General features: G+C 39.9%; 2 protein-coding genes. Both read right to left on the reverse strand.

Annotation, left to right across the window (positions count from 1 at the left end):
* Positions 1-128: 128 nt before the first annotated feature.
* Positions 129-1,628: an IMP dehydrogenase gene (guaB, locus tag ACFIO3_RS11515; RefSeq protein WP_375606757.1), complete on the reverse strand. Its 1,500-nt coding sequence runs from the start codon at positions 1,626-1,628 to the stop codon at positions 129-131.
* A gap of 149 nt (positions 1,629-1,777) precedes the next feature.
* The coding region (locus ACFIO3_RS11520) for a phospholipase D-like domain-containing protein (protein ID WP_375704492.1) at positions 1,778-2,455 on the reverse strand (678 nt) is incomplete at its 5' end.

Raw genomic sequence — 2,455 nt, forward strand, 5'->3', positions numbered from 1 at the left:
AGTTTTAGTCTCTAATTCTTTCCTTTTAGGATTTTATTCCAAATCACAAACAGAAAGAAGAACAGCCTCTCTTTTTTGTTCTCGGAAGATTTTATATTTATGCAATATGATGCTAGACTCTTATTTCTTCAAACAGGCCCACGGTAGTTTGGACTCTCCCGAGTGATAGAAACATCATGCGTATGACTTTCATGGAGTCCTGCATTCGTAATACGAACAAACGTTGCTTTTTCACGAAACTCTACGAGATCTTTTGCCCCAACATACCCCATCGAAGCGCGAAGTCCACCAGCAAGCTGATGTAGAACTGATGCTATAGGACCTTTATAAGCCACCTGCCCCTCCACACCTTCAGGAACCAACTTAAGTTCATCACGAACGTCATCTTGAAAATAGCGATCAGCCGATCCTCGTGCCATAGCACCAACAGATCCCATACCGCGATAGGCTTTAAAAGATCGACCTTGATAAAGATAAACTTCTCCAGGACTTTCTTCTGTACCTGCTAAAAGAGAACCAATCATCGCTGCACAAGCCCCACCCGCTAAAGCTTTAGCAAAATCACCCGAAGCTTTGATCCCACCATCTGCAATTATGGGAATGTCCGCTTTTTCAGCAGCTTCTGCAGCATTCATAATGGCTGCAAGTTGAGGTACTCCGACACCAGCAACTATACGCGTTGTGCAAATAGAGCCAGGACCAATTCCAACTTTTACCGCATCTGCACCACTGTCAATCAATGCCTGCGTTGCTTGAGCAGTCGCCACATTCCCAGCAATAACAGCTGGAGAGGAAGTCATCTTTTTAATTCGTTCAACAGTTTCTAACACACGTTGAGAATGTCCATGTGCTGTATCAATGACCAGAACATCAACGCCTGCGTCAATGAGACGTTCAGCACGCTCAATCCCATCATTCCCAACACTACTAGCCGCTGCAGCACGCAAGCGCCCTTGAGAATCTTTAGCAGCATTCGGATTTAATTTCGCTTTTTCGATATCCTTAACTGTTATCAGTCCGACACAGCGATTCTGTTCATCCACAACTAATAATTTTTCAATACGATGATGGTGTAAAAGATACTTCGCTTCATTGAGTTGAACATTTTCACGCACTGTAATTAAATTTTCATGCGTCATTAATTCATAAATTTTTTGTTTGGGATCCGATGCAAAACGCACATCCCTATTGGTTAAAATGCCAACAAGCCGTCCAGCAGTTTCACCTTTAGCACCATTTTCAACAACCGGAATACCGGAAATACCATGAGAGCGCATCAAAGATTTTGCTTCTTCAAGTGTTGAATCTGGTCCAATTGTGACTGGATTAACAACCATACCAGATTCAAACTTTTTTACTTGGCGAACTTCTTCTGCCTGCTCTGCAGGAGACATATTACGATGAATAACCCCAAGACCACCAGCTTGAGCCATAGCAATTGCCAAACGCGATTCTGTTACCGTATCCATTGCCGCAGAAAGCAATGGCAAATTGAGCTTAATATCCGCTGCAATGCGCGTACTGAGATCCACTTGACTAGGCATAACAAGAGAATGACCGGGTTGTAAAAGTACATCATCAAAAGTTAGTGCCAATGCACCTGTCCCCGTTTCAACAATCTTTGCCATATCAAATTCCTTTTATAATAAAACACCGCAAGAAGCTTTAAACTACAACTGCGGTTCTCATACATGGTAGATTGGCAAAAAATTATGCCATGCTACAAACAAAATGAAAAGAAAAATAAATATTTTTTTTAAGTGTGGTTTATAAAGATTTACAATTGTGATTCAATAGGTAACCAACTTATTATTTTTGCAAATGCGCGACGCCAAAAATTGCTTTCTGGCTCATAGTCAATGCTATATTTTTTTTCATTTTCAATAAAATCCCAATAAATACGATTATTATCACCAAGACGCAGATGATAGCTCATTTCCCCTGTGGTTTCTTCAGAAAACAACAAATCTAATCTTTCTGTAATGGGAGCACATTCAAAAAGAATGCCCATTTCTGTATTTAATGATGCTGATCTTGGATCAAAATTTAAAGATCCAATAAAAGCTGTTTTATGATCAATTAAAAAAGCTTTTGCATGTAAACTTGCCTTACTCGATCGAAACAATCGCAACCCATGAGTATTGCCTTCCGCTTTTAATTCATAAAGATTAACACCACTTTTCAACAATGCCCTACGATACGGGACATAACCACCATGCACTAAAGCTACATCAGTAGCGGCTAAAGAATTTGTCAGAATTTTGACATTAACACCCTTTGAAACCAAATTACTAAAATTCTGCGTGCCAACCTTACCAGGAACAAAATAAGGAGACGTAATCTGAACCGTTTTTTTGGCATTTCCAATAACCTTTGAAAGTGCCTTCATAAGCCAATTACTTGCTTTTTTACGCAATGCTTTTTCTGGAGGATCAGAAAGAACAACAACTTTATC

Source organism: Bartonella sp. AD328YNZD (genome assembly GCF_042196425.1).

Bases quoted from the DNA above. Each gene is read 5' to 3' on its own strand.
- guaB (WP_375606757.1), bottom strand. From the start codon at position 1,628: ATGGCAAAGATTGTTGAAACGGGGACAGGTGCATTGGCACTAACTTTT.